Origin of the sequence: Cypionkella psychrotolerans (assembly GCF_001294535.1) — a bacterium.
GTDB lineage: Bacteria > Pseudomonadota > Alphaproteobacteria > Rhodobacterales > Rhodobacteraceae > Cypionkella > Cypionkella psychrotolerans.
Genome location: NZ_LGIC01000031.1, coordinates 148,028 through 173,483 on the forward strand (window position 1 = coordinate 148,028; position 25,456 = coordinate 173,483).

At 60.7% G+C, this 25,456-nt stretch carries 21 protein-coding genes and 1 pseudogene; 12 read left to right on the plus strand and 10 right to left on the minus strand.

Annotation, left to right across the window (positions count from 1 at the left end; all coding sequences use genetic code 11):
- The first annotated feature begins 61 nt into the window (after positions 1–61).
- Both xylB and xylA read left to right on the plus strand, forming a co-directional pair.
- Positions 62–1,498 (plus strand): xylulokinase, encoded by a 1,437-nt coding sequence (gene xylB, locus AKV04_RS05850; RefSeq protein ID WP_054005507.1) that lies wholly within the window; start codon positions 62–64, stop codon positions 1,496–1,498.
- Entirely contained in the window at positions 1,495–2,796 is a 1,302-nt protein-coding gene (xylA, locus tag AKV04_RS05855) for a xylose isomerase (protein WP_054005508.1), read from the plus strand. The genes xylB and xylA overlap by 4 nt, the downstream gene beginning before the upstream one ends.
- A 14-nt stretch (positions 2,797–2,810) precedes the next feature.
- On the opposite strand, the gene AKV04_RS05860 is transcribed toward xylA, so the two are convergent.
- The 3 genes from AKV04_RS05860 to AKV04_RS05870 are packed head-to-tail and all read right to left on the minus strand — an operon-like array spanning position 2,811 to position 5,744.
- On the minus strand, positions 2,811–3,779 hold the full coding sequence (locus AKV04_RS05860; RefSeq protein WP_054005509.1) for a carbohydrate kinase family protein: 969 nt from the start codon (positions 3,777–3,779) through the stop codon (positions 2,811–2,813).
- Positions 3,776–4,963 carry a Gfo/Idh/MocA family protein gene (locus tag AKV04_RS05865; protein ID WP_235815551.1) on the minus strand — a complete coding sequence of 396 codons (1,188 nt, stop codon included), beginning with the start codon at positions 4,961–4,963 and terminating at the stop codon, positions 3,776–3,778. The genes AKV04_RS05860 and AKV04_RS05865 overlap by 4 nt, the downstream gene beginning before the upstream one ends.
- Positions 4,920–5,744 (minus strand): class I fructose-bisphosphate aldolase, encoded by an 825-nt coding sequence (locus AKV04_RS05870; protein WP_054005511.1) that lies wholly within the window; start codon positions 5,742–5,744, stop codon positions 4,920–4,922. Before AKV04_RS05870 ends, AKV04_RS05865 begins: the two co-directional genes overlap by 44 nt.
- A gap of 147 nt (positions 5,745–5,891) precedes the next feature.
- Here AKV04_RS05870 and AKV04_RS05875 point away from each other — a divergent pair, with 147 nt between their 5' ends.
- Positions 5,892–7,259 (plus strand): dipeptidase, encoded by a 1,368-nt coding sequence (locus AKV04_RS05875; RefSeq protein WP_054005601.1) that lies wholly within the window; start codon positions 5,892–5,894, stop codon positions 7,257–7,259.
- 50 nt (positions 7,260–7,309) lie between these two features.
- Here the strand turns inward: AKV04_RS05875 and AKV04_RS05880 are convergent, their stop codons facing one another.
- Positions 7,310–7,960, minus strand: a complete 651-nt coding sequence (locus AKV04_RS05880) for a GntR family transcriptional regulator (protein ID WP_054005512.1) — start codon at positions 7,958–7,960, stop codon at positions 7,310–7,312.
- Between the two features lie 333 nt (positions 7,961–8,293).
- Between AKV04_RS05880 and AKV04_RS05885 the strand changes: the two genes are divergently transcribed.
- The 6 genes from AKV04_RS05885 (at position 8,294) to AKV04_RS05910 (ending at position 19,361) form a co-directional block, all read left to right on the plus strand.
- Positions 8,294–12,061, plus strand: coding sequence for an Ig-like domain-containing protein (locus AKV04_RS05885; RefSeq protein ID WP_054005513.1), 3,768 nt, complete (start codon positions 8,294–8,296; stop codon positions 12,059–12,061).
- A 15-nt stretch (positions 12,062–12,076) separates the two neighbouring features.
- A complete protein-coding gene (locus AKV04_RS05890; RefSeq protein WP_054005514.1) occupies positions 12,077–13,405 on the plus strand; it encodes a TolC family protein in 1,329 nt (442 codons plus the stop codon).
- The gene (locus tag AKV04_RS05895; protein ID WP_082351533.1) at positions 13,402–15,705 is read left to right on the plus strand and encodes an ATP-binding cassette domain-containing protein; all 2,304 of its coding nucleotides are present in this window, start codon (positions 13,402–13,404) and stop codon (positions 15,703–15,705) included. Before AKV04_RS05890 ends, AKV04_RS05895 begins: the two co-directional genes overlap by 4 nt.
- Positions 15,702–16,883 carry an HlyD family type I secretion periplasmic adaptor subunit gene (locus tag AKV04_RS05900; RefSeq protein WP_054005515.1) on the plus strand — a complete coding sequence of 394 codons (1,182 nt, stop codon included), beginning with the start codon at positions 15,702–15,704 and terminating at the stop codon, positions 16,881–16,883. The genes AKV04_RS05895 and AKV04_RS05900 overlap by 4 nt, the downstream gene beginning before the upstream one ends.
- 184 nt (positions 16,884–17,067) lie before the next feature.
- Complete coding sequence (locus AKV04_RS05905; protein ID WP_054005516.1) at positions 17,068–17,913, plus strand: flagellar motor protein MotB; 846 nt, start codon at positions 17,068–17,070, stop codon at positions 17,911–17,913.
- 92 nt (positions 17,914–18,005) lie between these two features.
- On the plus strand, positions 18,006–19,361 hold the full coding sequence (locus tag AKV04_RS05910; RefSeq protein WP_082351534.1) for a flagellar hook protein FlgE: 1,356 nt from the start codon (positions 18,006–18,008) through the stop codon (positions 19,359–19,361).
- Here the strand turns inward: AKV04_RS05910 and AKV04_RS27680 are convergent.
- Positions 19,319–19,420 (minus strand): annotated as a pseudogene (locus AKV04_RS27680) (hypothetical protein); the annotation flags it as partial. The gene AKV04_RS05910 and the pseudogene AKV04_RS27680 overlap by 43 nt on opposite strands.
- Here AKV04_RS27680 and AKV04_RS05915 point away from each other — a divergent pair.
- Positions 19,371–19,586: a hypothetical protein gene (locus AKV04_RS05915; protein ID WP_054005517.1), complete on the plus strand. Its 216-nt coding sequence runs from the start codon at positions 19,371–19,373 to the stop codon at positions 19,584–19,586. The pseudogene AKV04_RS27680 and the gene AKV04_RS05915 sit on opposite strands and share 50 nt — an antisense overlap.
- 38 nt (positions 19,587–19,624) lie before the next feature.
- Here the strand turns inward: AKV04_RS05915 and AKV04_RS05920 are convergent, their stop codons facing one another.
- The 3 genes from AKV04_RS05920 to AKV04_RS27505 all read right to left on the minus strand — a co-directional run bounded on the left by AKV04_RS05920 (position 19,625) and on the right by AKV04_RS27505 (position 20,643).
- Positions 19,625–19,954, minus strand: coding sequence for a hypothetical protein (locus AKV04_RS05920; RefSeq protein ID WP_054005518.1), 330 nt, complete (start codon positions 19,952–19,954; stop codon positions 19,625–19,627).
- Positions 19,944–20,354, minus strand: coding sequence for a rod-binding protein (locus AKV04_RS27805; protein WP_407638405.1), 411 nt, complete (start codon positions 20,352–20,354; stop codon positions 19,944–19,946). Before AKV04_RS27805 ends, AKV04_RS05920 begins: the two co-directional genes overlap by 11 nt.
- A 154-nt stretch (positions 20,355–20,508) precedes the next feature.
- A complete protein-coding gene (locus tag AKV04_RS27505; protein ID WP_268871779.1) occupies positions 20,509–20,643 on the minus strand; it encodes a hypothetical protein in 135 nt (44 codons plus the stop codon).
- A gap of 1,082 nt (positions 20,644–21,725) precedes the next feature.
- Here AKV04_RS27505 and fliK point away from each other — a divergent pair.
- On the plus strand, positions 21,726–22,298 hold the full coding sequence (gene fliK / locus AKV04_RS26075) for a flagellar hook-length control protein FliK (RefSeq protein WP_156317394.1): 573 nt from the start codon (positions 21,726–21,728) through the stop codon (positions 22,296–22,298).
- Between the two features lie 76 nt (positions 22,299–22,374).
- Positions 22,375–23,028, plus strand: coding sequence for a flagellar hook capping FlgD N-terminal domain-containing protein (locus tag AKV04_RS05940; protein WP_054005521.1), 654 nt, complete (start codon positions 22,375–22,377; stop codon positions 23,026–23,028).
- 100 nt (positions 23,029–23,128) lie between these two features.
- On the opposite strand, the gene ubiB is transcribed toward AKV04_RS05940, so the two are convergent.
- Positions 23,129–24,658 (minus strand): 2-polyprenylphenol 6-hydroxylase, encoded by a 1,530-nt coding sequence (gene ubiB / locus AKV04_RS05945; RefSeq protein WP_054005522.1) that lies wholly within the window; start codon positions 24,656–24,658, stop codon positions 23,129–23,131.
- Positions 24,655–25,398 carry a bifunctional demethylmenaquinone methyltransferase/2-methoxy-6-polyprenyl-1,4-benzoquinol methylase UbiE gene (gene ubiE / locus AKV04_RS05950; RefSeq protein WP_054005603.1) on the minus strand — a complete coding sequence of 248 codons (744 nt, stop codon included), beginning with the start codon at positions 25,396–25,398 and terminating at the stop codon, positions 24,655–24,657. The genes ubiB and ubiE overlap by 4 nt, the downstream gene beginning before the upstream one ends.
- Between the last annotated feature and the right edge of the window lie 58 nt (positions 25,399–25,456).

Here is a 25,456-nt window from a genome sequence, read left to right on the forward strand (position 1 = left end):
TTCACAACTGGCATGTTAGCGCTAATAGTGCTGGATGCGATCGGTTCTGGAGGGGACACATATGTATATCGGGCTCGATCTGGGCACCTCGGGTCTGAAGGGCATCTTGATGGATGACAGCCAGCAAGTGCTGGCCGAAGCCACCGCCCCCTTGACGGTGGAGCGCCCGGCGGAGGGGTGGTCAGAGCAGGCCCCGACCTCGTGGATTGCAGCGGCGGAGCTGGTGCTGGGCAAATTGGCCGAGCATGGCTTGGGGGCGGTGAAGGGCATCGGGCTTTCCGGCCATATGCATGGCGCGACCTTGCTGGACGCATCAGATGCGGTGCTGCGCCCCTGCATCCTGTGGAACGATACCCGCAGCTTTGCTGAGGCGGCAAGCTTGGATGCCAAGCCAGAGTTCCGCGCTCTGTCCGGTAATATCGTGTTCCCCGGCTTCACCGCGCCGAAACTCGATTGGCTGCGCAAGCACGAGCCTGCGATCTGGGCTAAAGTCGCCAAGATCCTGCTGCCGAAAGATTATCTGCGGCTGTGGCTGACGGGCGAGCATGTGTCTGAGATGTCAGACGCCGCTGGTACGGCTTGGCTGGATACCGGCAAGCGCGCGTGGTCGGACGTTTTGCTGGCGGATACCGGGCTTTCCCGCGCGCAGATGCCGCGTTTGGTGGAAGGCTCAGAGATTTCTGGGGTGCTTCGAGGTGCGTTGGCCAATCGTTTCGGTATGCCTGCCGGCGTGGTCGTGGCCGGGGGTGGTGGTGATAACGCGGCCTCGGGCGTTGGTGTCGGTGTGGTGCGGGCGGGCGAGGCGTTTGTGTCTTTGGGCACGAGCGGAGTGTTGTTTGCCGCCAATGATGGCTATCAGCCCGACCCTGCGACGGCGGTGCATACGTTCTGCCACGCCCTGCCGAACACCTGGCACCAGATGGGGGTGGTTCTGGCTGCGACCGATGCTTTGAACTGGTATTCCAAACTGGTCGGGGCGGATGCCGCGACCTTGACGGGCGAAGTCGGCCCGCTGCAAGCGCCGGGTAAGACGGTGTTCCTGCCCTATCTGGGGGGGGAGCGCACGCCGTTGAATAGCGCCTCAATCCGAGGCGCGTTCACCGGCTTGGAACATGCCACCGACCGCCAAGCGGGCACCCGCGCGGTGTTGGAGGGCGTGACCTTTGCCTTCCGCGATTGCCGCGACGCTTTGGCCGCGACGGGGACGAAGTTGGAGCATTTGCTGGCGGTGGGCGGCGGTTCGCGGTCCGACTACTGGCTGCGCGCGATTGCCACCGCTTTGGATTGCCCGGTCAGCCTGCCAGTTGCGGGTGATTTTGGCGGAGCATTTGGCGCGGCCCGCCTTGGCCTGATGGCCGCGACCGGAGCTGGAGCTGAAATCGCCACCCTGCCCGAAATTGCGCGGGAAATCCTGCCCGATCCGAAACTGAAAGACGCCTTTGATGCGGGCCACGCCCGCTATCGTGCTGCACAAACCGCCATAAGGAGCCTCGCATGACCGATTTTTTCAAGAACATCCCGCAGATCAAGTATGAGGGCGAAGGCTCGACCAACGAGTTTGCTTTCCGGCATTACGACCCCGATGAGGTGCTGCTGGGCAAGCGGATGGAGGATCATCTGCGCTTTGCCGTCGCCTATTGGCATTCGTTCGCATGGCCGGGCGGCGACCCGTTTGGCGGCCAGACCTTCGATCGCCCGTGGTTCGGCGACACCATGGCGCTTGCCAAGCTGAAGGCCGATGTGGCGTTTGAGATGTTCGATATTCTTGGCACGCCGTTCTACGCCTTCCACGACGCCGATGCGCGACCTGAGGGGGCGACTTTCGCCGAATCCCTGCGCAACCTTGAAGAAATCGTGGATTATCTTGGAGAAAAGCAATCGAGCCACAAGGCCAAGTTGCTCTGGGGCACCGCCAATATGTTCAGCCACAAGCGCTGGATGTCGGGCGCTGCCACCAACCCGGACCCGGAAGTTTACGCCTATGCTGCCGCCACGGTGAAATCCTGTCTGGACGCGACGCATAAGCTCGGCGGCGCGAATTATGTGCTGTGGGGCGGGCGTGAGGGTTACGAGACGCTGCTGAACACCGATCTGAAAGCCGAGCGCGCCCATGCGGGCCGGTTCCTGCAGTCGGTCGTCGAGTATAAGCACAAGATCGGCTACAAGGGCGCGATCCTGATCGAGCCGAAGCCGCAAGAGCCGTCGAAGCATCAGTATGATTACGATGTGGCGACGGTGTACGGATTCCTGAAGGATTTCGGGCTGGAGAAAGAGGTTCAGGTCAACATCGAGCAGGGCCATGCGATTTTGGCGGGCCACTCGTTTGAACATGAAATCGCCTTGGCCTCGGCCTTGGGGATTTTCGGCTCGATCGACATGAATCGCAATGATTACCAATCCGGCTGGGACACCGACCAATTCCCGAACAACCACGCCGAAAAGGCGGTGGCGTTCTATGAGATCCTGCGGGCGGGCGGTTATACCACGGGTGGCACCAACTTTGACGCCAAGGTGCGGCGTCAGTCGCTGGACCCGGAGGATCTGATCCTCGCGCATGTCGGCGGCATGGATACCTGCGCGCGGGCGCTGAAAGCAGCGGCGTATCTGCTGGAGGATGACACGTTGGAAGCGGCGCGGCGCGCGCGCTATGCGGGCTGGGAGCGTGAGGGGGCGAAGGCGATGCTGACGCAGCCGTTGGAAGTGATCGCCGAGGCGGTGATCAAGAACAACATCAACCCGCAACCGCGCTCGGGCCGTCAAGAACGGCTGGAGAACTTGTGGAACCACTACATCTGAGTAGCGGCTAAGAACTAGATAAGCGCGGCCAGCGGAGGGATGCCTTCGCTGGCTGTGACGCTTTTTAGCGCGGCAGCGGCGGCGCGGTGGCCAAGGTGAAGGGCTTGCTCGGCGGTCCAGTTTTCGTGGATGGCGTAGATGATGCCTGCGCAGAAGGCGTCTCCGGCACCGACGGGGCTGAGGATTTCAGCGGGATTTATCGGCTCGGGGCTAGACCAGAGCGCGGATTCGTCCAGCCAGAGGGCGAGGGTGCCGGTGTGCAGAATCACGGTTTTAGCGCCTTGGGCTTGCAGGGCGGTTGCGGCTTCCAAGATGCGGGCGCGGTCGTCGGGGGCAATGTCGGCGCGGTTGGTGGCGCGGGCGGCTTCGATTTCATTCAGGAATAGGTAATCTGTGTGTGGCAGGATGGCTTTGACGGTAGCGGCAAAGCGCGGGGTGGCGGATGAGACCAGATCAACGCACGTGATCATGCCTGCGGCTTGGGCGCGGGCAAGGATGCGGGCGGCGGGGGTTTCTCCGTTGGGTTCCACCGTGTCTAGGGTGGCGAGCAGGTTGGGGTAGCCGAGGTAGAAGATTTTAGCATTTTGGGCGGCGATGGCTTCGATGGGGATGTCAGCTTCGCTGAGCGCGTCATTGGCGCCGGGATGGTAGAAGAAGGTGCGGCTGTCACCGGGGACGTTCATCACTTGGGTGTGGGCGGTCGGGTGGTGCGGGGTTTGCTTTAGCCAGCCTGTGTCGATTTTGGCGCTCGCACAGGCGGCAAGGCAGATTTGCGCATGGGTGTCGGTGCCGATCAGACCCACAGCGTACAGCGGCAGGTCGGTCTGGAAGGCGGCGAGGTCTAGGACGACGTTGGCGGCACCACCACCTACCCCGGTGGCTTCGTGCTGGATACGGACGAGATCACTTTTCTGCGGCCAAGCCTCGATGCTGTGGATGATATCGACGATCCAGTTGCCCGCGCAGGCGATGCCCTTTCTCATGCGTAGTCCACGCTGACAGTGCGGTTTTCTTTGCCTGCGGTCAGGGCGGCGGTGAGGATAGCGTGATGGGCTGCCGCCTCGGACGGGTGAGCGCAGGGGAAGCCTGCGGCGTCTCCGCCCGCGAGTTCGTCGATATAGGCGGCCCACATTTGCTGGATGGCATCGGTGAAGCCGAATTCAAAAATACCGCCGGTGATGCCGGGGAACAAGGGCGTGTAGCCGAGATCTTCGGTTTGCCACGTCTGGGTGCCGCCGTTTTTGTAGTGCATGAACTGCCACTGCCGAGGCGATTTGGTGGTAAAAAAGGCGCTGCCTTTCATGCCAAGGACGCGGAGCGACCAAGTGTTGGCTTCGCCCGGTGCGATGCGCCACGTCTTTAGCACCATTGGGAAATTGCCATAGGTGGTGGGGACGCGGGCGGTGATGGTGGCGTTGTCCCAAGTCTCGCACGGCACCAGATTGCCTTTGCCATCGGGGCGTTGGCTGACACGTTTCACAAGGCTCGCTTGCACAGTATCGGGGCGCCAGCCGAGGCGGAGCGGGACGTGCAGAACATGCATCCCCAGATCGCCCATGCAGCCATATTCGCCGTTCACCGCCTGCATCCGCTTCCAGTTGATCACCTTGTCGGGGTTGATATCGGAGGAATGCAGGAAGCTGGCTTCGACTTCGAGAATATCGCCAGCCGCGCCGGACCATACGAAGTCGATGACCTTTTGCGCGCCGGGGTAGAACGGCATTTCCGACGAGCAGCGCACGGTAAGTTCTGGGTGAGCTGCGATGGCGGCCATGATGCTGCGGTTTTGGGCGAGGTCCATGCCGAAGGGTTTTTCGCCGAACAGGTGTTTTCCGGCGTTGAGAATGTCGGGATAGATTTGGGCGTGTAGGACGTGGGGAACGGCGCAGTAGACGGCATCCACGTCAGGGTTTTTCAACAGGTCGTGATAGTCGGTGGTGGTTTGAATCTCACCCAGATGGGTGGCGAACCAATCCATCAGCGCGGGGTTGGTGTCGCAGACCGCGACGATGCGCGGTTTGGCTTTGGGATTGGCCAAGTGCAGCCAGCGCGCGGCGGCGGAGGCGAATTCGCGGCCCATCAGGCCACACCCAATGATACCGAAGCGGATTTCTTTCATCGCTTCAGGCCAGATGCTTGGCGGCGTCGGTGGCGCTGGCTTTGTCATGCACAATCGCCATCAAGGCGCGGGTCATGCCGCCGGGGTTGGCGTGTTGCACGACATTGCGGCCATAGACGATGCCGCGCGCGCCTTGTTGCATCAGCTCGTGCGTGCGGGCGAGGATTTCGGCGTCAGAAACGCGACCGCCACCACGCACCAGAACCGGGATGCCTTGGGCGATTTCTATGACGCGATGGTATTCGGAAACATCGGTGCAGGGATCGGCTTTGATGATATCGGCGCCGAGTTCAGCGGCTTGGCGGACGAGGGGCAGGATTTTGGCGATGTCACCATCAACCATATAGCCGCCCTTGGCATTGTCTTGCATCACAAGCGGTTCGACCATCAGCGGCATGCCGTAGATTTCACATTCGCGCTTCAGGGCGTTCACGTTCCGCACACAATCGCGGTAAAGTTCGGGTTGATTGGGCAGGAGCAGCAGGTTCACCACAACACAGGCGGCGTCGAGGACGAGGCCTTGTTCGACCGGGCGGTCGATGACTTCGGAGTAAAGGCTGCGCGGCAGCGGGGTGCCGTAGACGTTGGCGATATCGGTGCGCAAAACCAGCGCGGGGCGGTTTTTGCCGGGGATGGCTTGCAGGATTCTCGCGGTGCCGGGGGGGAGCTGGATGGCATCGGGGGCGGCGGCTGCGACGGTTTGGATGGATTTTGTCATGTTTTCGATGCCGCCAAGGAAGGAGGCCTCATTGAACATGCCGTGGTCGATGGCAACATCAAAGCAGTTGCCCGAGGGCGCGAACAGGCGGTTGAGGCGAGCGGTGTTCATGGCTTGATCCTGCTAGTGAAAACGTTTTCACAATCGGTATCGGTGGGTGTGGATTCTGTCAACGGCAAAGGAAAATCCTGACATGGCGAGGGTTTGCTTGGCGGTTGCAGATGGTCTAGCCTTGGCGTGAAATGGCAGGAGATGGCGATGGAATGGCAGCAGTATCTGAACGCGGAGCAGGCGCGGTTTGTGCAGGAATTGCTGGCGTTTGTGCGGATTCCGTCGGTTTCGGCCAAGCCCGAGAATATCCCGGATGTGGTGCGGGCGGCGGAATGGGTGGCGGCGCGGTTGACGGCGGCGGGGGTGGACGGGGCCGAGGTGCTGCCGACGGCGGGGCATCCGGTGGTCTGTGGGCATTGGCTGCACGCGGGGGCCGATAAGCCGACGATCCTGATCTATGGGCATTTCGATGTGCAGCCTGCAGAGCCGTTTGAGCTGTGGGACAGCCCGCCGTTTGAACCTGAGGTGCGCGATGGCAAGGTCTGGGGGCGCGGGGCTTCGGATGACAAGGGCGGCATGTTGGTGCCCATTCTGGCGGTGGAATCGCTGCTGAAAACCACGGGGCGCTTGCCAGTGAATGTGAAGTTTTTCTTTGAGGGGCAGGAGGAGATCGGCTCCCCAGATCTGCCACCTTTTGTGGCGGCCAATGTGGATCGGCTGACGGCGGATATGATTTTCTCTGCCGATGGGCTGCAATATGCGCCAGATCAGCCACAGATCGTTGAGGCGTTGAAGGGGTTGGTAAAGGCCGAGATCGTGGTGCGGGGGCCAAGATCGGACCAACACTCGGGCCTGCATGGCGGTGGGATTGCCAATCCGGCGATGGCTTTGGCGCATCTGCTGGCGTCGATGAAATCGGCAGACGGGCTGGTGACGGTCGATGGGTTCTATGACGATGTGGTGGGGCTGACCGAGGCGGATCGGGCGGCGATTGCGCGGATCCCCTATGATGAGGCCAGCTATCTGGCGGAAACCGGTGCGTCTGCGGTGTTTGGCGAGCCGGGGTACACGACACGCGAACGGCTGTGGGCGCGTCCGACGCTGGATGTGAACGGGTTGACGAGCGGGTGGCAGGGGATTGGCTCGAAAACCGTGCATCCGGCAGAGGCGCGGGCGAAGATCACCTGTCGGTTGGTGGCAGCGCAGGATCCTGCAAAGATTTTAGCAGCTTTGGAAGCGCATGTGCAGGCGCATTGCCCCGCCGGGGTGACGGCTGAACTGGAGCCGGGGTCGGGCGGCGCGGGGCCGTTTTTGGTGCCATCGGGTCATAATGCGACGGGGATCGCGACGCAGGTGTTGGAGGAGGTTTACGGTAAAGCCCCGTATCGCACGCGGTTGGGAGGGTCTATTCCGGTGATGACGACCTTGCTGGAGGTGCTGGGGGTTCATGCGGTGATGTTTGGATTTTCGCATGATGACGAGAACCTGCACGCGCCGAATGAGTTCTTCCGGCTGGAAGCGTTTCGGTTGGGCCAAGCGGCTTATGTGCGGCTGTTGCAGCGGTTGGGGGCGTGAGGCGACAGGCGCGGTGCGCTGAAGCGCACCCTACGCATCAGGACAAAGCATCAGGACAGCGCCGCCAGTAGGTCCATGGCGGTGATTTGGTCGAATTGGACGTGGCGGTGCATCAGGGTCTCGGCCCCGGCTGCATCGCGGGCGAAGATCAGCGTGGCGATGGCGCGGTGCTCAGTGGCAGAGGTGGCGATGGCCCCGGCATAGCGGTAGCGGGCACGGTAATAGGCCAGAAGCTTGCGGGCATTGGTTTTGATCATCTCGGTCAAGAACGGGTTGCCTGCGGCCAGCGCCACACATTCATGAAAGCGCAGGTTCAGCTGGTAATAGGCATCGGGGTTGGCGTCGCCTTGTTCGGTCGAGAATGTCTCACAGGCTTGCACGGCGGCTTCTAGCGCTGTGGCCCAAGACACCGACAGACGGCGGGCGGCGAGGCCTGCGGCTTGACCTTCAAGTTTGGCGTGAACTTCGAGGATGGCCAAGAATTCCTCAAGGCTGGGGCGGAACACTGTCGCCCCCTTGCGCGGCAGGCGGCGCACAAGGCCCATGGCTTCGAGTTGTAAGATAGCTTCACGGACGGGGGTGCGGGAGACGGTGAATTCGGCGACCAGTTCGGCCTCATCAATCAGATCGCCGGGGTTGAGGCGGCCTGTGTCGATCCACGATAGGATCTTATTGGTGAGGGTTTCGGTTTGGCCTGCCATGTCTGATCAAAAGACCGAAAAGGCTGTCAGGTAAAGGGGGATAGCCGGAATACTTCATGTAACGTCCGGTTGATTGTTTCGAAAATGCAACCAATGGGAGATTGACGCGTAATGGCTTCCGCGCCATGGCTGCACGAAAGAAGATGATCTGTAGCGCGAAAGCCGCAAATGTAGCTGAAATGAGGGGGAAATCTGACAAATTCAAGGCACGCTCGGCCGAACCACTAGAAATCGCATCGCGACCTTTGTATCCCTATCAGCAATCAGCCCCCGAAAGTGGGGCGAATAACACGCCGGGCACGAAAGCCTGGGTTTTTGAGGCGGAGCAGTAAGATGGTAAAAGCGATTGATTTCGCGGTCCGCAATGTTGCGGGCGGCGCGCAGCATGGCAGTGTCGCAGGCAACAGCCAAGGCAATTTCATTCAGGTTGGTTCGGGCGATAGCGTTTCACTGAACCTCTCCCGCGCAAGCGTGGTGGGCTATGAGCAGCAGGGCGGCGATTTGCTGGTCAAGCTGTCGGATGGCCGCAGCATCGTGCTGAGCAACTATTTCAACGAACAGCCGGGAGATGTGAACCATCTCTATCTTTCCTCGGATGGCGAGATCACCGAAGTGATCGTCCACGAGGGTCAAGGCGGCGTGCTGGCGGCGGATTACGGACCGGTCAGCGGCTGGGACAAGTGGAGCCCGCTCGACGATATGCGCTTTACCCAAGCGGATAGCATCTCGGATGTGGCGATGGTGTCGAACGAGCCTGCTGGCATGGCGCCGTTTGTGCCGGGCCTTCTGGGCTTGGGCGGTTTTGGCGCGATTGCTGCCGGGGCTGGCGCGATTGCTGTGATTGCTGGTGGCGGTGGTTCGGGTGGTGGCGGTGGTGGTGGCACGCCTGACACGACCCCGCCTGCGGTGGCTGTGACCGAGGGCACCAAATCGGTGAACCATGTTGAGAATGCCGCAGATTATGTGAATGGCGTGGTGATCGCTGGCACCAGCGAGCCGGGTGCGAAGATCGACGTTTTGGTCAATGGCCATACGCAGACTACCGTGGTGGATAGCACTGGGCACTGGACAGTGACCTTCCCGACGAAGGAAGTGGATCCCGGCGAATATGAAATTCCGGTGGTGGTGAAGGCCACCGATGCAGCGGGCAACAGCACGACCTGGAACGATGTTCTGGTGGTCGATACCATGCCGAACCCGATCGACTTTGATGCAGTGACGGGCGACGACAAGGTGAACTTTGTCGAGAATTCGACCGGATTGGTGGTGGCAGGCACCTCGATTGCGGGCGCGACTTTGGATGTGACGCTGAATGGCGTGACGAACACGGTTGTGGTCGGCTCGGACGGGCATTGGACCACGACCTATCCGACTGGCACCCTGCCCGCTGGGGAATATACCCAAACGATTACCGCGACTTCGACGGATAACCACGGCAATACCTCGACCTCGACCCATACGTTCGCGGTGGATACCGAGACTTCGGTGGCCTTCACAGGCACGCCGGGTGGCGACGGCATGGTGAACGCAAGCGAAGCGGCAGCGGGTGTGGTGCTGAACGGCACAGCGCAGGCGGGGGCATCGGTTTCGGTGGCATGGAATGGCACGACGCTGACCACGACCGCCAATTCGAGCGGAGTGTGGTCGGTGACCTATCCGGTGGGCTCGGTGACGGCGGGCACTTATACGTCGACCGCAACGGCGACGGCGACCGATAGCTTTGGCAACACCGCGACGGCAACCCAAGTGGTGAATGTCGACACTGAAACCTCGGTGACGGTGAACAATGGCCAGTCGGGCGGCGATGATGTGATCTCTGGCGCTGAAGCTGCCGCTGGGGTGGCGTTGACCGGCACGGCGGAAGCTGGTGCTACGGTTGTGGTGACGATGGGCGCGGTTAGCCACACTGTCACGGCAAGCGCTTCTGGCGCTTGGACCGCAAATTTTGCGGCCAGCGAAGTGACACCCGGCACCTATGACACGGTGGTTTCGGTGGTTTCGACCGATCTTGTAGGCAACAGCGCATCCACCACACATAACATCCATGTCGACACCCAGACTTCGGTTGCGGTGAATGCGGGCCAAGCTGGCGGCGATGATCTTGTCAACGCGGCAGAGGCAGCGGGCGGGCTGGTTTTGACTGGCACGGCGGAAGCGGGCGCTCAGGTGACGGTGGTGTTCCAAGGTGCGACCAGAATCGTAACCGCCAGTTCGACAGGGACTTGGAGCGCAAATTACACTGCCAGCGAAGTGCGCAGCGGCACCTATGACTCGACGGTGCAGGTGTCTTCGGTGGATGCGGTTGGCAATACCGCGACCACCACGCACAGCCTGCATGTTGACACCGAGATCGCAGTGGCGATCCCGGCGGGTCAGGCGGGCGGCGATGATGCAATCTCGGGCGCTGAACAGGCGGCTGGGCTGGTGCTGAACGGCACGGCGGATGCAGGGGCGACGGTTGTTGTTACCATGCAAGGCGTCAGCCATACCGTGACCGCAAGCGCTGCTGGCACCTGGAGCGCGAATTTCGCGCCTAGCCAAGTGGCGGCCGGGACTTATGACTCGGTCGTGACGGTGCGGGCAACGGATGCGGCGGGCAACGTGGCAACCGCGTCGCATACCGTGCATGTCGATACCGAAACCAATGTGGCGATCACTGTCGGCCAAGCGGGCGGCGATGACATCATCAGCGGCGCGGAAGAAGCGGTTGGTGTGGCGCTGACCGGGACGGCCGAAGCGGGTGCAAGCGTGGTTGTGACGCTGGATGGTGTGAGCCATACCGTTATCGCCAGCAGTGCAGGCACTTGGACTGCGAATTTCTCGACCAGTGAAATCCGCTCGGGCACTTATGCCACGACCGCGACGGCTGTGGCGACCGATGCTTTGGGCAACACCGCCAGGACCAGCCATGTGGTGAATGTCGATACCGAGGTGGTGCCGTTTGACCGTGCGACCCTGTCGACCGGAGCGGATGTGATCCTGAACGCGGCAGAGGCCACCAGCGGTTTGACCGTGACGGGCCATGTTGAAGCGGGCTCGTCGGTGATGATCAAGTTCGGCAGCGGCGCGCAACATGCGGCCACTGTTGCAGCCGATGGCAGCTGGAGCTTCACCATTCCGGCGGGCGAAATCCCGGCGGGTGAGAACTCGGTGACGCTGACGGCGGTGGCGACGGATCATGTTGGCAACGTCTCGACCCTGACCGAGCAGGTTGCGGTGGATACCATCGTGCGCAACTTCAGCCATGTTGAGGTGATTGCGGGCGACGATATTTTGAACGCAGCTGAACGCGCGGCTGGCCTGACGCTGACCGGCACGTCTGAGCCGTTCTCGACCTTGGTGCTGCATCTGGCCAATGGCTCGGAAGTGACGGCTTCGGTCGGCGCGGATGGGCTGTGGAGCGCGACTTTCCCGGCATCGTCCCTTCCGACAGGTGAGGGTGACACCACGGTCACGGTGACGGCAACGGATCATGCGGGCAATACTGCCAGCTATACCGACAGCTTCCACTATGACACCGTGATGCCGAATGATCCGTGGATCACCAATGACGCGGGCAGCGGAAACGTGATATTTGGCGTTGCGACGGCAGTATCGCCGGATGACCTGACCTATCACGCGGTCGCGGCGACGGGCGCAGCGACCATGCTGCAAGACCTTGGGGGCCCTCCCGATGCCGCAATCAATTCGGTTCAAAGCCACTGGGCGTTCTTCGGCACTCCGGTGGCCGATGGCAGCTATCTGGTGATCAACGACACCGATGCGGCGGGCAACGAGCAGAGCACTTTGTATCTGCGCTCGACCACCGATGTGACGGTGGATCTGAACCGCGAAGGTCTGCATGGCTTTGACTTCGGCACCATCGACCTGACGTCTTCGAAAGCGACTTTGACGCTGACCGAGGCGCAGATCAACAGTCTGACCGGGGCGGATCACCAGATGGCGATCCGCGGCGGTGCGGATGATCACGTCAATATCGTGGGTGCGGTGGCAGGGGCGCATCAGGTGGTGAACGGCGAGAGCTACACGCTCTACACGCTGGGCAGCAGTGGGGCTTCGGTGTTGGTTGACGACGATATCCACGTCAATACCGCTGTTTGATCAGGGAAACGGGCGATGCCCAAGAACAGCAAGAACGGGTCCGGGAACGGGGTGAAATACCTCGTTCCGGCGCTGGCAGGGCTTGCTCTGCTGGCGGGCTGCATGGGGGGGGCGAAGGCACCTTCGATGCTGCAAACGCATGAGCAGGCGGGGCAGAGTGCGGTGGGGGCTCTGGGGCAACCTGCGGGATCGGGCCTGATCGGAAATTTACAGGGGCGACGCTCGGTTTTGCCGCCGGGAGGCGCTTATGCGAAAGTGTCCGACGCGGTGATCCATGCCAGCGCTGGCGCGGCAGAGGCCGAGTTGCGCGTGGCGCGGCTGAAGGCGAATGCGCAGTCGAAGAACTGGCTGCCGTCGATTGGACCTTCGGTGAACCTGTCCTCGCTGGGTGGGTTGGCAGCAAGTTTGTTGCTGGAGCAGGCTTTGTTCGACAACGGGCGGCGTAAAGCTGAGCGGGCGTTTGCTTCGGCTGATGTCGAGGTGGCGGCGGTCAGCCTGTCCACCGCGATGAATCAGCGGGTGTTTGAGGGGTTGTCGTATTACGTCAATGCCCAACGGGCGCGGGCGCAGGCCGTAGTGGCGCAGGCGGCCGCGGGCCGTTTGCAGGAATTCAACGCGATCATGGGCAAGCGCGTGGCGGGCGGTCTGTCGGATGGATCAGAACAGCAGGTCTTGAACCAACGTGTTGCCGAAATGCAGGCGACGGTGGCGGTGGATCTGCAGACCGAGTCCAGCCAGATAGCGCAACTGGCGGCTTTGGCCGGGCAACCTTTGGGCGGGATCAGCGGCTTGGATGCGCTGCCCGATCTGGGCCAATCCACTGCCGAGCCTTTGGCGGTGGTGAAAGCGCGGGGTGAAGGCGCGCGGGCGGTTGCACAAGCGCAGATACAACTCGCCGGGTTGAAGTTTGGCCTGTCGGCGACGGCGGGTCTGGATGACGGCGGTGTGAACCCCGGCGTTCGGCTGAATGGCGCGGGGCTGTTGAACCCCGGCGCGAAGGACAACATCGCGGCATTGCAGCAAACCGGGGATGTGGTGGATCGTCAGACGGCGGAAGCCGCCGAAACCGCCAATCGCCGTATTGTCTCGTTGCAGCAGCAGAAGGCCAATTTGGCCTCGCGCCGGGCGCAGGGCGATGAGGTGCTGCGGCAGACGGCGGCAAACCTTGATCTGTTCACGCAGCAATACAAGGTCGGGCGGCGGACTCTGCTGGAGTTGGTTGGCCAATACGACGCCTATGCGCGGCTGCAGCGCGATCAGGCCTCGCTGGGCTATGACATGGCACTGATTGATCTGGAAATCGCCCGGGATCGTGGGTTGTTGGTAGATGGGGCACGGATGTGAATGACCGGGTTGTGGCCTTCGATATCAATGCGGGCCGGGTGGCTGCGGCTGGAGATATTGCCGCGCGTAGTGGCTCGGATGCGCGGGTGCCGCAGGGTCGGCACAACGCGCGGGCGCTAAGCCGGGCGCAACTGGCCACGGTATATGCCGGGCTCTGTGGTGTCGATCTGGCGGTGTCTGATGTGGTCGAGCAGATTCAGCTGGCCTCGGACGCGGGGCAGTTGGGCCTGCCGGAAGTGGCGCGGGCGTTGCGCAGTTGCGGAATTGCGGCGCAGGTGGATGCTGTGGCTACCCCTGCAGTTGGGCACTGGCCAGCTTTGGCCGAGATGACCTCGGGCCAGATCGTTTTGGTTCTGGGTGAGACGGCCGACGGCGTTGAGGTTTATGACACCAGCGTCGATAATATGCGCGCCGAGGTGCCGCATGAAGATTTCGCGCAGGTCTATGCGGGCCGGATTTTGCGGGTGCGCACCTCCGTTAAAGAACTTGAGACGCGGCATGTTGAGGCCGCGAAAACCCCGCATTGGTTCTGGGGTGAGTTTACCCGTTACAAACGGCAGTTGGGCGAGGTCGCTGCGGGGTCGCTGGTGGCGAACCTATTGGCAGTGGCGGTGTCGCTGTTCTCGATGCAGGTCTATGATCGGGTGATCCCGTATCAGTCGGAACCGACGTTGTGGGTGCTGGCACTGGGCGCGATGCTGGCGATTGTGCTGGAAGCCGCTTTGAAGCTGGCGCGCTCGGGGCTGATGGATACGACGGGCAAGCGGATTGAACTTTCCGTGCAGGCGCGGCTGATGGACAAGCTGTTGGGGATGAAGCACGGGCCGGGGCAGCGCAGCCCGTCATCGCTGTTTGCCGCGATGCGCGAGTTTTCCTCGGTGCGCGAGTTTTTCACCGCAACCACAATCGGCACGATGGCGGATTTGCCGTTTATCCTGATTTTCCTCGCCTTGGTGGCCTCGATTGGCGGCAATCTGGTGTGGATTTTGATTGCGGGCGGCGCGCTGATGGTGCTGCCGGGTTTCCTGTTTCAAAAGCGCATGGTGGCTTTGACGGCGGCAACGCAGGGCGCTTCGACCCGTGCAGCACGGTTGCTGTATGAAGCGATCTTTGAGGCCGAAACCGTCACCACCCAGCGCGGGGAAGACCGGATCAAGCGGATTTGGGCGGAACTTTCCACGCTGTCGGCGGTGAAATCATCCGATCAGCGGCATCTGACGGCGATGCTGGGCTATTGGGCGCAGGGTGTGCAGCAGGCGACCTATGTTCTGGCGGTGGTCGCCGGGGCTTATCTGGTGTTTGCTGGCGATTTCACGGTGGGCACGATCATTGCCATCGGGATTCTGACCGGTCGGACTTTGGGGCCATTGGCCTCGCTTTCCTCCACCATGTCGAAATGGACCAATGTGAAGGCCGCTTTGGACGGCCTAGAGGCGATTGTAGGGTCCAATCAAGCCGAGGAAACCGGACGTCACTATCTGCGCCGCGACAAGCTGGTGGGCGCGTTTGAGTTGCGCAATGTCGAGTTCCGCTATGATCCGAAAGCGGCGACGACTGTTGAAATCAACGGCCTGTCGATCCCGGCAGGGCAGCATATTGCGGTGCTGGGCGCGAATGGCTCGGGTAAATCGACGTTGTTGCGCGTGCTGGCTGGGCTTTATGAGCCTTCGGCGGGGCGCGTTTTGATCGACGGCGTTGACCTCAACCAAGTACATCCGCGCGATTTGCGGCGAGGCGTTGGCTATCTGGGGCAGGAAGTGCGGCTGTTTGCGGGCACGCTGCGCGACAACCTGAATATGTCTCAGCTAGAGCGCAATGATGACCGTCTGTTCGCTGCGCTGGATTTTGCAGGACTGGGGCCGTTTGTGCGCAGCCATCCGAGGGGCCTCGATCTGGAGATCCGCGAGATGGGCGAAGGTCTGTCGGTGGGTCAGCGTCAAAGCATCGGCTGGGCGCGGATTTGGCTGCAAAACCCGCGCGTTGCGATTTTGGATGAACCGACGGCGGCGCTGGATCAGACGCTGGAGACCACTCTGGTTAGTCGGCTGAAAACTTGGTTGGACGGGCGGACCGCGATCATCGCCACGCACCGGGTGCCGATTTTGCAACTGACCAACCGGGTGGTGATCATGCAGAACGGGCGATTGGTAGTCGATGGGCCTAGGGAAGCCGTGTTGGCACATCTGAACAATGGTGGCGTGGCAGCGCAGGCCCCTGCCCCGGCAGCTGGGGTTGCAATTGGCAGCGTCACGTCGGTGAAAAAGCCATTCACCATGCAGGTCGGGGGGGCGAAGCCATGAGCCTTGCCACCTATGACGAAGGCTTTGCCGAAAAGACTCGCGGCCCCAGCCGCACGATCTGGATGATTGTCGTGGTGATGGTGGTGTTCGTGGCTTGGGCCTCGGTGGCTTGGGTCGATGAGATCGTGCGGGCGCAGGGTGAGGTGGTATCCTCCAGCAGGCCCCAGATCATCCAGAACCTTGAGGGTGGGATTCTGGCGGAACTGAATGTCGCCGAGGGCGATGTGGTGGAGCCGGGGCAGACATTGGCGCGGCTGTATGGCACGCAATATCAGGCCGCGGTGGATGAGTTGTCGGATGAAATCGCCACCTTGGAAATCCGCCGTTTGCGGCTGGAGGCCGAGATGAATGGCGCGCCAGGGTTTGACGTGCCGAAGATATTTGCGCAGAGGGTGCAGGATGTTGTGGCCTCGGAAAAGGCGCTGCTGACAGCGCGTCTTAGCGAATATGACGCGCGGGTGGGTGGCGCGCAGGCGGTATTGGAGCAGACCTCCAAAGAGGCGGAACTGCTGGAGAAAATGTATAAGCAAGACATCGCGCCGCTGATCGAAGTGACGCGCGCGCGCCGGGATAATTCGGACGCGAAGAACAAGCTGTCAGAGGCGCGCACCACCACCGAGATGGAGCGGGCGACGGATTACGCCAAGACCGAAAGTGACCTCGCGGGGCTGCGGCAAAAGCTGAAACTGGCGCAAGACCAGTTGTCACGCACCGTGCTGGTGGCGCCAATGAAGGGGGTGGTGAACAAGCTGTCGATCACCACGATTGGCGGCGTGGTCAAGCCCGGTGAGGAAATTTTACAGATCATCCCGCTGGATGACGCTTTGTTCATCGAGGCGCGGGTGAAGCCGCGCGACATTGCCTCGGTGCGCGAAGGCTTGGACGCGACGGTGAAGCTGTCGGCCTATGATTACACGATTTATGGCTCGTTGAAGGCCAAGGTGGTGTTCATCTCGGCCGATACGTTCAAGGATGAACGCTCGCGTGATCCGAATGGCGATCCGCACTACAAGGTGACGCTGGCGGTGGATCAAAGCAAGTTCACTGCGCGGCAGAAGGGGCTGGAGATTAAGCCCGGTATGCAGGCAGATGTGGAGTTGGAGACGGGTGGCAAGACGATTCTGACCTATCTGACCAAGCCGCTCTATAAGTCGAATGAGGCTTTGCGGGAGCGGTAGTTTGCTTGGCTAAGCTAAGCGCCGGGGGTTTCACACCCCCAGACCCCTGTGGGATATTTGTGCACAGAGGATGACCAAGCAAGGCATCACGCGGCTTTTGGGAAATAGCTAAAATCCAATCGCTTAAGCCTTGGTAAAGCCTGTTCGGCTATACCTGACCGTGGGTGTGAAACATGGGTGTGTGATGGCCGGGCAATCAAATGCCGCGCCAGTCATCATCAAGCGGAAGAAAATTATCAAAGCCAGCGGTCACCACGGTGGGGCGTGGAAAGTGGCCTATGCTGACTTTGTGACGGCTATGATGGCCTTCTTCATGCTGATGTGGCTGTTAAACGCGACGACGGAAAAACAACGTAAGGGAATCGCGGATTACTTCAGTCCTACGATTGCGATCAGCCGGGTTTCCGGGGGCGGCGACAGCATGTTCGGGGGGGACTCGACGTTCTCCGAGGAGGCGCTTGCTCAGAATGGCACCGGGGCCAGCCTCGCGCAGCCAACCGAAAGTGACAAGGCGCGTGGCGAGTCTGGTTCGGCCGAGAAGGATGCAGACTCGGCGGCAGAACAGGGCCGGATGGCTCAGATCGCGCAGACTCTGATGGCGCAGGGCGGCGAAAGCATGACCATGCAGCGAATGCTGCGGCATGTGGTGACTAAGGTCACAGATGAGGGCTTAGTGGTTGAAATATTTGATCTTCCGGATGCACCCTTGTTCTTGGATAACACGGCGGAACCCACGGGGGAGACTCGGAAGATTGCCGGGTTGATCGCCGAAGTGTTGGGCCTGGCTGAGAATAAAATCGCGGTGAACGGCCATCTGCGCACCTTGCCAATCACCTTGAAAGACAACCCCGCTTGGGATCTTTCCACCGCGCGGGCGCAGGCGATCCGGGCCTTGCTGGAAAGTGATGGCATTGCCAGCGCCCGGATGGCGCGGATCAGTGGCCATGCCGACCGCAAGCCCGCCACGCAAGATCCGACGGCAATCCGTAACAACCGGTTGGAGATCATTCTGCTGCGCAAGGACCGATGAGATGCGTAAAATTTGAACTGTTAGGGCGATCTTAAGGCGCATCAGGCAGGTTCGATCTGACAAAAGGTCGAGGCTGCAGAAAGGCGCTTTCCATGACGATTTCCTCATCAATGAACGCGGGAGTGGCGGGGCTAAATGCCAACGCCAACCGACTTGCGACGATTGCCGACAACATCGCGAACTCGTCGACTTATGGCTACAAACGAGCCGAGACGGATTTTCATTCGGTTGTGCTGAATGGCAGTGCGCAGTCCAGCTATTCGGCAGGCGGAGTGCGGGCCTCGAATATGCGGTTGATTGATGAACGCGGGCCGCTGATTTCGACCGCCAATGCCACCGATCTGGCGATTGATGGCCGGGGTTTTCTACCAGTGACCGATGCCGGGTCGCTGGATAGCACCGACAGCACCTATCCGATTTCACTGGTGACAACTGGTTCGTTCCGCCCGGATGCCAATGGGGTGTTACGTACCGAAACCGGGCTGGTGCTGATGGGCTGGCCTGCCAACCCGGATGGCGGCCTGAACACCTATCCGCGCGATACGATGGCGGCGCTAGAACCAGTGCGCATTAACGCCAACCAATATATCGGCAACCCGACGTCAGAAATGACACTGGGCGTGAACCTGCCCGCCTCCGCCAGCATTGCCGGGGCTTCGGGCGATCCGCATGATCTGACGGTCGAATATTTCGGCAATCTCGGCACCTCGGAATCGCTGGATTTCAGCTTTACCCCGACAGTGCCCGCCACCGGGGCCTCGAACGCTTGGACGATGACGGTGCGCGACAGCGCCTCGGGGGGGGCGGTGATTGGCGAATATACGCTGACCTTTGATCCCTCACAGTCAGCGGGTGGCACGTTGGCCTCGGTCACGGCGGTGTCAGGCGGGGCCTATGATCCGGCAAGTGGCACAATCCCACTATCGGTAGCGGGTGGCGGCATTTCGTTGAAAGTGGGTGAGCTTGGCCAACCGAATGGGATGACCCAGCTGTCCAGCAGCTTCGCCCCGGTGTCGATCAGCAAAAACGGCTCTCCCGTCGCCAGCCTGACCTCGGTTGAGATTGATGAAAAGGGCGATCTTTACGCGATTTATGATCAGGGCTTCACCCGGCGGATTTACCAGATTCCGGTGGTGGATGTACCAAACCCGAATGGGTTGATGGCGATGAACAATCAAACCTATCAGATCTCAGCGGCCTCTGGCCCGTTCTATTTGTGGAATGCAGGTGATGGACCAACCGGCACAGTGGTGGGCTTTTCGCGCGAGGAATCCTCGACCGATGTGGCGGCGGAACTGACGCAATTGATCCAGACCCAGCGCGCCTATTCCTCCAACGCCAAGGTCATCCAGACCGCAGCGTTGTCTTTGGCGTTGGCCACCGATTTACCCGTCGAAATCTCCGACTGGGTTTTGTTCATATTGTGGTTGATGCTTTTCATGGTCTGAAGCGCAACCATGGCACTGTTATTGGTCAAAATGGACGACATTGTCTGTTCCTTCGCGATCTGCCTGCGCTTTGCGCCCGGCATGGTGCGCCATCCTGCGATGGCTGATTTGGCGTTCTACCCGCTGCATCCAGAACCCGTTTCAGATCGAAGCCTGTTCCAGATGCGCCACCCCGTCGTGGGATGCAGATTGAATAAACAGCCAAAAGTTCTAACAGAATTCTAATGCCGCCCGACAATATGCGGCGGATTTGAAGCAAACCTTCACAACCGCCGCGACAATTCGCGCTGGCCACTCGGGCCCGAGCGTTGGCCGTTCTCGTCATAGGTCACCAGCCCGCTTGCGATTTGCCGCACATCCTTCATGCGTTGAATGGCTGCACGCACGCCCTTGGCCGCCGCACCCGCACTGATCGCGTTGCGCTCCGCTCTGCGTTGCAGCCGCCACAGCGCCTTCTCGTCCAAATGCTGCGGTAGATTGGCCAATGCCGTATCCAACGCAGGCGAAAGCTGCCCCAACGCGTAATAATCCGCCGCCAGAATCGCCACGTGCATCGCTTCCATTAAGCTTTCAATCTGCATCTCAGGCTGCATGATCTTGTCCTTTCGTCATGGCGTGAAACAACTGTTCGGCCAGCCCGATGCCACCCTTTTCAACCATCTGCCGGGCCTGTTCATCGCGCAGGAAGGATCCAAACTGATCCTCACCAATACCTCCGCCGAAACTCTCCGGGGTTTTGCCAACCCCCGCATATCCCAGCATTTCTGACAGAAAACTGGCCTCCAGCGCTTTGGCCTGCACCATCATCGGATTGTCATCGGCAGTCTTACGGAAGGGCTGCATGGGCGGGGTGGAAGAAATCTGCATCAAAAGCTCCTGATCCTTCGGATTTTTCCTAGTATCGGCGATGGCGGTAAACAGGTGGTAACCAATCAGCGGAATAAAGGGACTCAGAGCGGTAGAAGTCGGTGAGAGATGATTCCCATAATCCATCAAGGTTTACACATTCTGGCTTTGGGCCCGCGCGGCCCTGCCGATGATATTCCGGATGCTCCGGGGTTTCTCGCGGCGCTTGCGGCGCAGGATGACAGCCAAAGCCCACCCGTTGCAGCGGTCAACGCCGAAGCCTGTCTTGCGGCCGGCATGGTCATGCCCGCCCCGCCAATTCTGCAAACCCAACCGATTCTGGTGGCGGAATCGATTCTAACCGCTCCGCCCATTTCGACCCCTGATCCAGCCGCCGCATATCCAACAGCCGCCCCAGCAACAGAAGCAAGCCCATCAGCGCTTGGCTCTGCGCCGTCTGTCCCGCAGACGATGCCGATCTCCACCCCTGTGCCCTTGGGGCTGACACCAGAGAATAAACCGCAGCCTGCCACTTTCGGGGCTGCGGAAATCCCCGCTACAAGCATCTCAAAACCAGAGCTGCCGCTTGCGTCGGGCGATCCTTCGCCTCCGATCACACCCTCCGAAAAACCGCGCGATGTCGTCCCCGCCGAGGCAGTCACCCGCCCCGTCTACGAGGCCGCCCCTATCCTGACACCGACACCGACACCGACACCGACACCGACACCGACACCGACACCGACACCGACACCGACACCGACACCGACACCACAAGACACCAACGCCCTCGCATGCAAATCAATAGCCGCCGCGACAGCGATCATCGCAAAGACCAGTGTCGCAGCCGCAGTCTTGGTTCCAATAATCACTGCCGCAGAAATCGTCGCCCCAGCGCAAACGGCCGACCAACCCGCCGATAGACCCACCCGCATAAACCGGCCTGCGATGACGCCCGCCCCGCTTCGTGCCGAAGCAAACACCCCCCCGCTTCAGGCGTTTCCCCCGCACGCTTTCCCCAATCAAACCTCGGCAGATCAAGCTGCATCACAGCAGATTCTGCCCGTAGAAGCCCAGCCAGATCGCACCCTTCCCGCCCAAGCTTTGCTCACTCAAATCCAGTCAGGTCAAATCCCAGAGGACCAAACTCAGGATACGCCATCATCTCCAGTGCCAGAGCATAAGCCAAGCATTTCCCCCGCAGAATCCGCATGGCTAACCCGCCTTCAAGTCGTTGTGCCGATTGGTTCGCTCCACATACCAAACATCTCACCTGATCGGATGCGGGTTGATGCGCATGCGTCCAAAACGGACAGTCCCAAAGTGGATGCCCCTGCCCCTGCAAATGTGTGGCCCGAGACCGATAGCATTGATCTCAAGTCATTTGTTCCGCCAAACCCGCTTGCGAATGTGACCCCGATCCCGCAAGCCGCCGATAGCCCGAATCCGCCCCCCCCAAAGGTTGACACCGCGCCAGCCCAACACCCAGCTGCGCCTACTTCGGCACAGCTATCCCCAGCCATGACACCCAAACCAACAGCCGATGCCGCCGTACCCCCCAATCCGCCCGCAGCACTGCCAGATCAGACCACACTCCAGCCCACCCCCGATCAGGTCAACCAGCAGACAAACCCGGCATCAGCGCAGCCGATCCCTCCCCATCAGACGGTGCAAACGCAAGCCCTGCCGCCTGCCCTTGCCACCACTGTTCCGGCACAACTCCTCCATCACACCACCGCCGCGAAAACCGACGGCGTTGATGTGCTGCTGCAACCCGAGGAACTCGGCCACGTCAAGTTTCAGATCCAGCAACACGGCGAGACCGTCCGCATCCTGCTCAGCGCCGAGCGCCCGGAAACCCTTGATCTGTTGCGGCGGCACTCTGATCAGTTGCTGCAAGAATTCCGTCAATCTGGGTTTTCGCAAGCCTCGCTCAACTTCGGCCAGTGGGGTCAGCAACAAAGATCCCCCACACCGCCACCCGAGCTTGTCGCATCATTCGACGCGGACTTCGTCGAGCCCCACCCCACCCCACGACCCACTTCTACCGCCGCTGCCGCACCATCTGGGCAGGGGCTTGACCTGCGCCTCTAAAGGTTTTCGCGTTCCGTTTGAAAAGCGAAGCCGCTGAAGTCAACCTATCTCGAAAAGCTCTTGAAAGGAGCATCCGATGGAAACCTCCACTGTCACCACCGCCCAGACAACGGCCAATAGGACTCCTTCCAAAGCCGCCATCTCGGCAGATTTTGATACATTTCTAAAGATGATGACGACGCAGATGAAGAACCAAGACCCGACGAAGCCGATTGATTCGGCAGATTACGCTGTGCAACTGGCGACCTTTTCCGGGGTCGAGCAGCAGACCAAAACCAACCAACTGCTGGAAGGCCTGACCAGCCAGTTCGGCGTTCTCGGCATGGCGCAGCTGGCGGCTTGGGTCGGGCAAGAGGCCCGCTCTGCCGCCCCGGTCTATCTGGGCGACGATCCCGTCACCATCAGCTATCAGCCCAAAATCCACGCCGATCGCGCGGTTCTGGTGGTGAAAAATGCGCAAGATCAGGTCATCTCCCGCGAAGATGTCTCGCGAGAGGGCGGAACCTATCAATGGCTTGGCGCGGATGCAGCCGGAAATCCTCTGCCGAATGGCATCTATTCCCTCAGCCTTGAAAGCTATAGCGGCACGCAGCAGTTGGGCGATGCCGCAGCCGTCGAATCCTATGCAAAGATCCTTGAGGCACGCGGCGGGGCCAATGGCCCTACACTGGTTTTGGCGGGCGGGGTCGAGGTAAACGCCACAGAAATCACTGCCCTGCGCGTGCCTTAGAGCGGGTCAGGTTTTGATAGAAACATGCTTATCGAAAACGCGCTCGAGCATCTGCGAGAGGTCGCGATTTTCGATTCAATCTAAACCTGACACGCTTTAGCTACAGGATACGCCCCAGCCAAATCCCCAAGGCGAACACCACAAACGCCGCCAAAACCAGCCGCAGCGCGAATAACCGGGGCCGGGTTTTCACAGGCGGCGGGCTTTCGGCCTGCGCGATCAAAGCCGCTTCCACCAGTCGCGGCAAACGCGGCCCAAACCGCGCCAACACCCGCGCCGTCTGCGCCAGATCGCGCAGCAACGCGAGTGGTCCGACATTGCGGCTGACATAGGTTTCCACCACGGGCTTTGCGACCTGCCAGATGTTGATATTCGGGTCCAAACTGCGCGCGACACCTTCCACCACCACCATCGTGCGCTGCAACAAGATCAGCTCGGTGCGGGTTTCCATGCCAAATCTCTCTGTCACTTCAAAGAGATAAGATAACAGCCGCGCCATCGACACCCGCGTGGCCTCTAGACCGAAAATCGGCTCGCCCACCGCGCGCAAAGCCCGTGCAAACTCGTCAATATCGCGGTCTGGCGGCACATAGCCTGCCTCAAAATGCACCTCGGCCACCCGGCGATAATCACGACCAATGAAGCCCATCAGAATTTCCGCATAGACCCGGCGGGTATATTCATCAATCCGCCCCATAATGCCAAAATCATAGGCGATCAGATTGCCATTCGCCGCCACTTTCAGATTGCCCTGATGCATATCGCCATGGAAAAATCCGTCGCGCAGCGCATGAGACAGAAACAGTTGCAGCACCCGCGCGCCCAACGCCTTGCGATCCAAACCCGCCGCATCCAGTGCTGCGTTATCGGCCAAATTGATCCCCTCGGCCCAATCCAGCGTCATCACCGAGCGGCCCGACAGATCCCACACCACTTTCGGCACCTGAAACCCGGCGTCATTCTTGGTGTTATCGGCAAATTCCGAGGCCGCAGAGGATTCCAGCCGCAAATCTAACTCACCCAGCACCACGCCTTCAAAATGCGTGATCACATCCAACGGTCGCAACCGCCGCGATGAGGGCGACAAAAACTCAATCGTCCGCGCCGCAAAATAGAACGCGTCGATGTCGCGGCGAAACGCCCGCTCAATCCCCGGCCGCAGCACCTTCACCGCCACATCCTGCCCATTGCTGCGCAGCGTCGCGCGATGCACCTGCGCGATAGATGCCGCCGCCACAGGCTCGGAAAAGCTCGAAAACACCTCATCCACCGGCAGCCGTAATTCTTCCGCCACCATTGCCTTGGCCACAGCAGTCGGGAAGGGCGGCAGCTTATCTTGCAGATATTTCAACTGCAGAGCCAATTCTTCGCCGACAATATCCGGTCGTGTCGATAAAATCTGACCGAACTTGATATAGGCAGGTCCCAACGCCGTCAGCGCCCGCGTTATGGGCGGCAAGGCGAGATCACCCTGCAACCCCAGCCACTTAAACGGCCAACCCAGCATCCGTGCGGCAAAGCGCAGGCGCGGCGTCACCTGCATCGCCTCCAGCGCCACCGCCATCGCTCCAGTGCGCTCAAACGTCGCCCCGGTGCGGATCAGCCGCCAGATATTATGCGGTCCTCTCACAGTTTCCAGCCTGAATGCAGCGCCGCGATGCCCATTGTCAGGTTGCGATATTTCACCTGATCGAACCTAGCGCTGCGGATCATGCTGGCAAATGCCTCTTGTTCGGGGAATTTACGGATTGACTCGACCAAATACTGATACGATTCCCGATCCCCCGCCACCACCTGCCCCATCACTGGGATCACGTTGAAGCTATACTTATCATAAACCCATTGCGCCAAGTCATTGGGAATCCGCGAAAACTCCAGCACCATCAGCCGCCCGCCGGGGCGCAGAACCCGGTAGGCCTCGCGCAAAGCATCGCCAATCCGCGTCACATTCCTGATGCCAAAGGAAATCGTGTAGACATCAAACGAATTGTCCGCAAACGGCAGCGCCATCGCATCGCCCACCACCCAATCGAGCCGCGCCGCCATCTGATCCGCCTCGGCTCGTTGCCGCCCCGAGACCAGCATCGACTCGGTCAAATCGCACACAACCGCCGTCGACCCCTCCGCCCGCCTCATGAACCGAAACGCCACATCCCCGGTGCCCCCCGCCACATCCAGCAGCCGCTGACCGGGCCGCGGCGCCAGCCAATCCATCATCGCGTCTTTCCACAACCGATGCATCCCGCCCGACATCAGATCGTTCATGATGTCATACTTGCTGGCCACCCGGGTGAACACGCCATGCACCATGCCGGCCTTGTCGGCCTCGGGCACGGTTTGATAGCCGAAATGCGTGGTGCTGTCGTTCATCTCTTGCCGTCCTGTGATTGCACCCCCCTTATAGGGACGCACGGCCAAACCCTCAATG

Coding starts and splice junctions, on each gene's coding strand:
- fliK (WP_156317394.1), top strand. CDS start 21,726: ATGACACCCAAACCAACAGCCGATGCCGCCGTACCCCCCAATCCGCCC.
- ubiE (WP_054005603.1), bottom strand. CDS start 25,398: ATGAACGACAGCACCACGCATTTCGGCTATCAAACCGTGCCCGAGGCC.
- AKV04_RS05865 (WP_235815551.1), bottom strand. CDS start 4,963: ATGACAAAGCCAGCGCCACCGACGCCGCCAAGCATCTGGCCTGAAGCG.
- AKV04_RS05875 (WP_054005601.1), top strand. CDS start 5,892: ATGGAATGGCAGCAGTATCTGAACGCGGAGCAGGCGCGGTTTGTGCAG.
- AKV04_RS05870 (WP_054005511.1), bottom strand. CDS start 5,744: ATGAACACCGCTCGCCTCAACCGCCTGTTCGCGCCCTCGGGCAACTGC.
- AKV04_RS05880 (WP_054005512.1), bottom strand. CDS start 7,960: ATGGCAGGCCAAACCGAAACCCTCACCAATAAGATCCTATCGTGGATC.
- AKV04_RS05900 (WP_054005515.1), top strand. CDS start 15,702: ATGAGCCTTGCCACCTATGACGAAGGCTTTGCCGAAAAGACTCGCGGC.
- AKV04_RS05920 (WP_054005518.1), bottom strand. CDS start 19,954: ATGCAGCCTGAGATGCAGATTGAAAGCTTAATGGAAGCGATGCACGTG.
- xylA (WP_054005508.1), top strand. CDS start 1,495: ATGACCGATTTTTTCAAGAACATCCCGCAGATCAAGTATGAGGGCGAA.
- AKV04_RS05885 (WP_054005513.1), top strand. CDS start 8,294: ATGGTAAAAGCGATTGATTTCGCGGTCCGCAATGTTGCGGGCGGCGCG.
- xylB (WP_054005507.1), top strand. CDS start 62: ATGTATATCGGGCTCGATCTGGGCACCTCGGGTCTGAAGGGCATCTTG.
- AKV04_RS05910 (WP_082351534.1), top strand. CDS start 18,006: ATGACGATTTCCTCATCAATGAACGCGGGAGTGGCGGGGCTAAATGCC.
- AKV04_RS05905 (WP_054005516.1), top strand. CDS start 17,068: ATGGCCGGGCAATCAAATGCCGCGCCAGTCATCATCAAGCGGAAGAAA.
- AKV04_RS05940 (WP_054005521.1), top strand. CDS start 22,375: ATGGAAACCTCCACTGTCACCACCGCCCAGACAACGGCCAATAGGACT.
- AKV04_RS27805 (WP_407638405.1), bottom strand. CDS start 20,354: ATGGATTATGGGAATCATCTCTCACCGACTTCTACCGCTCTGAGTCCC.
- AKV04_RS05890 (WP_054005514.1), top strand. CDS start 12,077: ATGCCCAAGAACAGCAAGAACGGGTCCGGGAACGGGGTGAAATACCTC.
- AKV04_RS05915 (WP_054005517.1), top strand. CDS start 19,371: ATGGCACTGTTATTGGTCAAAATGGACGACATTGTCTGTTCCTTCGCG.
- AKV04_RS05860 (WP_054005509.1), bottom strand. CDS start 3,779: ATGAGAAAGGGCATCGCCTGCGCGGGCAACTGGATCGTCGATATCATC.
- AKV04_RS27505 (WP_268871779.1), bottom strand. CDS start 20,643: ATGGGCTTGCTTCTGTTGCTGGGGCGGCTGTTGGATATGCGGCGGCTG.